Genomic DNA, 7043 nt, shown 5'->3' on the forward strand with positions numbered 1-7043 from the left:
TCGCGGGGGCGCCGCGCACAAACGGGGTCCCCCGCGCCGCGCGTCGAGGGGCGGGCGCGGCCGGACGCCGAGAAATCGTCAATCTGACGAGATTGGGGGTAGCATCTGGTTCCATGAACGCTGCGGACTTGAGGCTGCCGGTGGACGTTCCGTCGACGGCCCTCTTCACCGACCGGTACGAACTCACGATGCTGCAGGCCGCGCTGCGCTCCGGCACCGCCGACCGCCGCTCGGTCTTCGAGGTCTTCACCCGCCGGCTCCCCGAGGGGCGCCGCTACGGCGTCGTGGGCGGCACCGGCCGGGTCCTGGACGCCGTGGAGAACTTCCGCTTCGACAGCGGCGTGCTGGACTTCCTCGCCGCCCAGCGGATCGTCGACGAGCCGACCCTGAAGTGGCTCGCGGACTACCGCTTCCGCGGCGACATCCGGGGCTACCCCGAGGGCGAGGTCTACTTCCCCGGCTCGCCGATCCTGCGCGTCGAGGGCACCTTCGCCGAGGCGGTGCTGCTGGAGACCGTGATCCTGTCGATCCTCAACCACGACTCGGCCGTCGCCGCCGCGGCCTCCCGGATGGCCGTGGCCGCCGGCGACCGGCCGCTGATCGAGATGGGCGCCCGGCGCACCCACGAGCTCGCGGCCGTGGCCGCCGCCCGCGCCGCCTACGTCGGCGGCTTCACTTCCACCTCCGACCTCGCGGCCGGCTTCCGCTACAGCATCCCGACCGTCGGCACCAGTGCGCACGCCTTCACGCTGCTGCACGACAGCGAGCGCGACGCCTTCACCGCCCAGGTCGACTCGCTCGGCGGGGGCACGACCCTGCTCGTCGACACCTACGACGTCACCGAGGCCGTCCGGACCGCCGTGGAGATCGCCGGACCGGAGCTCGGCGCCGTCCGCATCGACTCCGGCGACCTGCTGCTGCTCGCGCACCGGGTGCGGCAGCAGCTGGACGACCTGGGCGCCACCAAGACGAAGATCGTCGTCACCAGCGACCTGGACGAGTACGCCATCGCCTCGCTGGCCGCCGCCCCCGTCGACGCCTACGGGGTGGGCACGCAGCTGGTCACCGGCAGCGGGCACCCCACCTGCTCGATGGTCTACAAGCTCGTGGCCCGCGCGGACGGGCCCGGCCCGGACGCCCCGCTGCGGCCGGTCGCCAAGAAGTCCATGGGCGGCAAGACCTCCCTCGGCGGCCGCAAGTGGGCCGCGCGCCGGCCCGACGCGAGCGGAGTGGCCGAGGCCGAGGTCATCGGCACCGGGCCGGTACCGGCGGAGCTCGCGGAGCGCCAGCTGATCACCGAGCTCGTCCGCGGCGGCGAGGTCGTCGCCCGCGAGCCCCTGGACGCCGCGCGGGAGCGGCACACCGCCGCCCGGGCGGGGCTCCCGCTCTCCGCCACCCAGCTCTCGCGCGGTGAGCCGGTACTCCCCACCGAGTACCTCTGACGCTCCCCGCGCGCCCGGTGGGCCTCCCCCGCTCCGGGTCCCTCTCCCATTGCGCAACGGAAGTCACTACCCTCGGTCACAGAGAGGCGATCCGCACTGTCGGCCGAGGGCCCTTCCACAAAGGATCCGCACATGCAGCGTGCACTGATCATCGTCGACGTGCAGAACGACTTCTGCGAGGGCGGCAGCCTCGCAGTGGCCGGCGGCGCCGACGTGGCCGCGGCCATCACCGACCTCGTCGGCGAGGCCACGCCCGGATACCGGCACATCGTCGCCACGCGCGACCACCACATAGACCCCGGCGCGCACTTCTCCGCCGAGCCGGACTACGAGACGACCTGGCCGCCGCACTGCGTCGCCGGCACGGAGGGGTCCGGCTTCCACCCGAACTTCGCGCCGGTGATCGCCTCCGGGGCGATAGACGCCGTCTTCGACAAGGGGGCCTACGCGGCCGCGTACAGCGGCTTCGAGGGCACCGACGAGAACGGGGTGTCCCTGGCGGACTGGCTGCGCGAGCGGGGCGTCACGGAGGTCGACGTCGTCGGCATCGCGACGGACCACTGCGTACGGGCCACGGCGCTGGACGCGGCGCGGGCCGGTTTCTCCACGCAGGTCCTGCTCGACCTGACGGCCGGGGTCGCACCGGGCACGACGGAGCGGGCACTGGAGGAGCTCCGCGAGGCGGGCGTCGAGCTCATCGGCAAGCCGGTGGTCGCCACCGGGTGAGGCGCACGCCGGGCTACGCCGCCGGGGCCCTGCGCAGCAGGGTGCGTATCGGGTGCCAGGACTCCGTGTCGTCGTCCGGGGCCGCGCGCCAGACCAGGCCGTCGGGGTGGTGGAGCACGGCCGTTATCTCGTCCGGCGTCGGCGGCTCCGTGTTGCCGCGCAGGTAGACGGCCCGCAGGCCGAGGTTCCGCAGGCGGGTGAGGGCCCGCGCGCGGTTCGCCGCGTGCACGAGCACCCGCACGCGCGAACCCGGCGCCGCACCCCCGCCGGGCGGGCCCGGAAGGTACAGGGCCACCACCACGCTGCCGCCCGGCAGCTTGCAGAAACCACCGCCTGCCATGCCCGTGTCACCTCTCCCCGGACCGGGGTGTCAATAACAGCGTCACGGCAGTCATCTAAACGCGATCGGCCGCCGCCCGCTAGGGGGCGACGGCCGATGTGGCTCTGACCTGCACGGATGCAGATCGTCAGGGGGTTACTTGCCCGAGGGCTCCACCTGGACGGTCATCGAGGAGCCGCTGGGCGCCTGCCACAGGATCTTGATCCGGGTGTTGGTGTCAGTAACCTGCACACCGCCGGTCGGGTTGTCCTTGCTCCAGTAGGTGCCCTTGCGGTCGTCGAAGACCGGCGTGCCGAGCTTGCCCTTCACGCGGGTCGCGACGCCGTCCTGGTGGACGGTGTAGCCGCCGCTGGGGAACCAGCTGAACGGCGAGTCGTAGGCCTGGAAGCGGTTGCGCATGACCGAACCGTCGGCCCACTTCTCGATCTGCGGGTGGGCGTCGATCGGCAGGATGCGGCCGACACCGGGGTGCACGCCGACGTTGTTGTCGGCCTGCGAGGTGTCCCACTTCCAGATGAGCAGACCCTTCTGGTACGGGTAGTGCTCGACCCAGCTCGGGCGGGTGCTCTTCCAGCCGAAGTTGTACGGACCGGACTTGAGGGTCTCGTCGTACGACACGTACTGGCGGTTCTCGGCGATGTAGTACTGCGCGTACTCCTTGGTGAAGGACTCGCCGATGCGCGAGAAGCCCTTCGCCGTCCAGCCGTTGTCGTCGCCCTCGGCACCGTCGGTGAAGAGGGTGGCGCCGTCGGCGGTGAGGCTGATGGCGTCGGCCGTGAAGCCCTTGCCGGTGGTGCCGCCGTCGGTGGTGTAGCGGAAGCGCAGGTCGATCTTCTTGCCCGCGTACGCGTCGAGCGGGTACGACAGCTTCTTGTACGCGCCGGAGACACCGGTCAGGGCGGGCTTGTCGCCGCCGTCGCGCGGGATGGACTTGCCGTCGGCCGTGCCGTCGACGGGGGTCCAGTTGGCGCCGCCGTCCGTGGAGACCTCGACGTAGGCGTAGTCGTAGTTGGCCTCGATGTCCCACCACGCCGAAAGGTCGAAGCTCGCCTTGGACTTGCCGGTGAGGTCGACCGGGCGGGAGAGGGTGTTCTTCAGGTCGTCGGCCTGACCGCCCCACCACTGCTTGGAGCCCTCGGCGGGCTTGACGACGTCGGTCTTGACCGCCTTGTTGGGCAGCTCGACGACGACCGCCTGCTTGTCCTTGGTGTTGTACTCGGCCACGCCCAGCTTGTGCGTCGACTTCGTCGCCGCCTTCGCCTTGTCGTAGTTCAGCCAGCCGAGCTGCAGCTTGTCCCAGGAGCTCATGTCGCCGGGGAGCTCGCCGATGCTGTCCTTGCCGCGGCCCAGCCACGAACCGGAGGACATCAGCGACCAGTAGGCGACGGACGACTCGCCGGTGCCGGTGGTGTCGTACTCGTCCGGCAGGCCGAGGTCGTGGCCGTACTCGTGGGCGAAGACGCCGAGGCCGCCGTTCTCCGGCTGCATCGTGTAGTCGCCGACCCAGATGCCGGTGTCACCGATCTGCGTGCCGCCGGCCTTGTTGTTGCCGGGGCCGGTCTTGCCGGCGTCCGAGCCGTAGGCGTACCAGCGGTGGGCCCAGATGGCATCGGTCTTCTGCGCGCCGCCGCCGGCGGACTCGTCCTCGCCGGCGTGCACGATCTGGAAGTGGTCGATGTAGCCGTCGGGCTCGTTGAAGTTGCCGTCGCCGTCGTAGTCGTTGCGGTCCCACTGGTCGTACTTGGCCAGCTCCGCCTTGATGTCGGCGTCGCTGCGGCCGGCCGCCTTCTGGTCCTTCACCCACTGGTTGACGCCGTCGCGCACCAGGTCCCAGGCGGAGGGGCAGTTGGTGGATCCGCAGTAGTTGGCGCCGTAACGGGCCTCGTTCCACTGGACCTTGACCCAGTCGGTGACGGTGCCCTCGACGGAGTAGCGGCCCGAGGACTGCTTCTCGTAGTACTTGGCGAGGGACTCCTTGCCCTTGTCGTGCGAGAAGTACAGGTCCTGGAAGTACTGGCGGTTGTAGTCCTTCTCCCAGGCCGTGCTGTTGTCCTGCTTGCGGTCCGGCTGCTTGATCTGGTTGTGCGCCGGGCCGGGCTGGCCGCCGAACTTCTTCACGGGCGGCTTGGGGCCGTCCGGACCGTCCGGGTCGTACATCGTGGTGTCGTCGACCTTGTCGCCGAAGTCCACGAGGATCGTGAAGATCTTGTCGGTCTTCTCCCGGCCCAGCTCGACGTACTTCCCCTTGCCGAGCTGGACGACCTTGGACGCGCCGCGCTGCTCCGCGCGGGCGTCCCCGGATATGACCTTGTCGAGCGCGGCCTTGCGCTGCGCTTCCCGCTTCTTGCTGAACGGGCCCTTGAGGTCGTGCTCGACGCTCTTCCCGGCCTGCTCCGGGTCGTGGCGCTCGATGCCCGACGGCGTGTCGGCAGTGGTGGCCGCCTGAGCGATCCCGGCCGTGGTCCCCGCGGTCAGGGCCGTCGCGGCGAGCGCGACGACCGTGGCCACGGCGGCGGATCTGGCGCGCCTCCGTTGGCTGCTGTTCACTTGTGAATGTCCTCCCCAGTAAGAACTGTGGAGGTATTTGACCGGAGTGACGCCAGAAAAGACAGACCTTGACTGCAGCCGGAAGAACAAGTACGTTATCCGGCCTTTAAGTTACGGATTTCGGACAACCCCGGGCGCGCTCATCTCACCCCCTGGACCGGTGGATGACTCCGTGCGCCCCCCGTGCTCCGGCACCGTGTGTTAGGTCACGCTTACCGGCTGTTCCGCTCGGGCAGACAGGACCGTAGAGTCGTTTTGGTGTACACGTTTGCTGTACACACGCTGTGTGCACCAGCCGGCTCCGCACCCCACACCTTTGCTCCGAGGACGGATCCCGCCATGCCGCGTCCGACCCCCGCTCAGATAACCTACGGATCGGCCACCGTCGTCTTCTCGACCCTCGCCATGCTGCTGCTCTCGCAGACGAGCTCGGGGTTCGGGATCGCGGTCATCGCCGTCGCAGCGCTCGCGCTCGGCCTGTTCGTCGCCGTCGCCTTCCCCATGCCGCGCGTCGGCTCCCGCGGTCCCCGCGTGCCCCGGCAGCGCACCCCCGTGCCCGCCGAACCGAGACTCGGCGAGCACTCCCTACACGGCTGAGACCACCACGGTCTTGGCCGCCTTGTCGTGAACGCACTGGTGATAGGGCTGGTCCCAGGTACACCAGAGCACGTTGATGAGCCAGAAGACGAAGCCGCAGCAAGGCACCACTTGCGGCAGGGAGTACACGGCGGCGCGCGTCCAGCCCGGGCTTCCCTCGGGGATCGCGCCGTTCTCCAGCATCGCCACCCGGATGTTCATCACCATCTTGCCGACGGTCTGGCCGCGCTTGGTGAGCATCAGCCCCTCGTAGACGAAGTAGACGACCGAGACGATGATGCCGAGGCTCGTGGACCTGCCGTCGTTCCAGTCCCCCGGATCCCAGTCCCACACCGCCGCCTTGAAGACCGCGGTGACCGGGATGGAGACGAGCAGCCCGTCGATGATGCGGGCCACGAGCCGCTTGCCCCGGTTCGCGAGCGGCGGCATGCCGGCGAGCGGGTCCGCCGCGCCGTACTGGTCCCCGTAGGGATTGCCGGGCCCGCCCGGCCCGCCGCCGTACGCGCCCCCGCCCGGGCCCGGTGGGGGCGGGTAGCCCGGCGGCGGCTCCGGCGGCCGCTTCCGGAACGGGTCGTCGTCGCGGGGCTGCTCGGTGCTCATGGGCCGAGTAGAACCCGGACCGCTGCCCGCCGCATCCGAAGAGGTGCCGTTCGGGTCCCACCGCTCCGGCGGCGCCCCCGGAGCGTCAGCGCTTGCCCGCCGCCACGAACGTGCGCGCCGCCTTGTCGTGCCAGCACTGCCGCCACGGGCGGTCGACCAGGCACCACAGGGCGCCGACGACCCCGACGCCGAGGGCGCCCAGCCCCCCGTACACCAGCCAGCGGCGCAGCGCCGCCCCGAAGCGCGGCGTGTCGTGCGCCTCGATGTCCAGCACGCGGACCCCGCACAGCCGCTTGCCCAGCGTGCGGCCCCACTTGGCGGTCGGCAGCGCTTCCAGCACCACCCCGGCGACCAGCAGGACGCCGAGGACGACGGCCAGATAGCCGCCGGTCGTGCCGTCGAGCAGCCAGACCGTGACCGTCTCGCCGGACTGCTTCGCCTGCTCGACCTTGGCGTCGATGTGCTCGACGGCCTTGGCCCACAGCGGCACGGCCGCGGCGGAGACGACGGCGCCCAGCACGAGGGTGTCGACCAGCCGGGCGGCGAGCCGGCGGCCCAGCGGCGCGGGCCTGCCCTGCTGGTCCCGGGCGGCCCGCAGGAACGGGTCGTCCTTCGGGGGCTTCCAGGGCGCGGGCGCGTCGGAGGAGCCGGAGGCGGACGTCTGCGCGGGCTGCTGCTGGGCCAGTTGCTGCACCTGCCGGGCCCAGCCGCCGGCCTCGGGCCTGGCCGGCTCGGCGGTGCGGGGCGTCTCCTGCCGCTCGGGCAGGGCGGGGGCGGCGGCGGAGCGCGCG

At 71.1% G+C, this 7043-nt stretch carries 7 protein-coding genes; 3 read left to right on the forward strand and 4 right to left on the reverse strand.

Features of this window, described 5'->3' with window-relative positions; translation table 11 throughout:
* The first annotated feature begins 113 nt into the window (after positions 1 to 113).
* Both ACSNOG_RS03935 and ACSNOG_RS03940 read left to right on the forward strand, forming a co-directional pair.
* Positions 114 to 1442: a nicotinate phosphoribosyltransferase gene (locus tag ACSNOG_RS03935; protein ID WP_436751094.1), complete on the forward strand. Its 1329-nt coding sequence runs from the start codon at positions 114 to 116 to the stop codon at positions 1440 to 1442.
* Positions 1443 to 1574: 132 nt separating this feature from the next.
* A complete protein-coding gene (locus ACSNOG_RS03940; protein ID WP_436751095.1) occupies positions 1575 to 2168 on the forward strand; it encodes a nicotinamidase in 594 nt (197 codons plus the stop codon).
* Positions 2169 to 2181: 13 nt separating this feature from the next.
* Here ACSNOG_RS03940 and ACSNOG_RS03945 read toward each other — a convergent pair whose 3' ends face one another.
* On the reverse strand, positions 2182 to 2508 hold the full coding sequence (locus ACSNOG_RS03945; protein ID WP_436751096.1) for a hypothetical protein: 327 nt from the start codon (positions 2506 to 2508) through the stop codon (positions 2182 to 2184).
* A 135-nt stretch (positions 2509 to 2643) separates the two neighbouring features.
* Positions 2644 to 5055 (reverse strand): immune inhibitor A domain-containing protein, encoded by a 2412-nt coding sequence (locus tag ACSNOG_RS03950; RefSeq protein WP_436751097.1) that lies wholly within the window; start codon positions 5053 to 5055, stop codon positions 2644 to 2646.
* Positions 5056 to 5394: 339 nt separating this feature from the next.
* On the opposite strand from ACSNOG_RS03950, the gene ACSNOG_RS03955 reads away from it, so the two are divergent.
* Positions 5395 to 5652, forward strand: coding sequence for a hypothetical protein (locus ACSNOG_RS03955; protein WP_436751098.1), 258 nt, complete (start codon positions 5395 to 5397; stop codon positions 5650 to 5652).
* Here ACSNOG_RS03955 and ACSNOG_RS03960 read toward each other — a convergent pair.
* Both ACSNOG_RS03960 and ACSNOG_RS03965 read right to left on the reverse strand, forming a co-directional pair.
* The gene (locus tag ACSNOG_RS03960) at positions 5641 to 6252 is read right to left on the reverse strand and encodes an RDD family protein (protein ID WP_436751099.1); all 612 of its coding nucleotides are present in this window, start codon (positions 6250 to 6252) and stop codon (positions 5641 to 5643) included. The genes ACSNOG_RS03955 and ACSNOG_RS03960 overlap by 12 nt on opposite strands.
* A gap of 85 nt (positions 6253 to 6337) precedes the next feature.
* On the reverse strand, positions 6338 to 7043 hold a 706-nt coding region (locus tag ACSNOG_RS03965; RefSeq protein ID WP_436751100.1), incomplete at its 5' end, for an RDD family protein.

It is taken from the genome of Streptomyces sp. URMC 124 (assembly GCF_051386455.1).
Lineage (GTDB): Bacteria > Actinomycetota > Actinomycetes > Streptomycetales > Streptomycetaceae > Streptomyces.

Excerpts from the sequence above, each read along its gene's own strand:
- ACSNOG_RS03935 (WP_436751094.1), top strand. The coding sequence starts at position 114 with ATGAACGCTGCGGACTTGAGGCTGCCGGTGGACGTTCCGTCGACGGCC.
- ACSNOG_RS03940 (WP_436751095.1), top strand. The coding sequence starts at position 1,575 with ATGCAGCGTGCACTGATCATCGTCGACGTGCAGAACGACTTCTGCGAG.
- ACSNOG_RS03945 (WP_436751096.1), bottom strand. The coding sequence starts at position 2,508 with ATGGCAGGCGGTGGTTTCTGCAAGCTGCCGGGCGGCAGCGTGGTGGTG.
- ACSNOG_RS03955 (WP_436751098.1), top strand. The coding sequence starts at position 5,395 with ATGCCGCGTCCGACCCCCGCTCAGATAACCTACGGATCGGCCACCGTC.
- ACSNOG_RS03960 (WP_436751099.1), bottom strand. The coding sequence starts at position 6,252 with ATGAGCACCGAGCAGCCCCGCGACGACGACCCGTTCCGGAAGCGGCCG.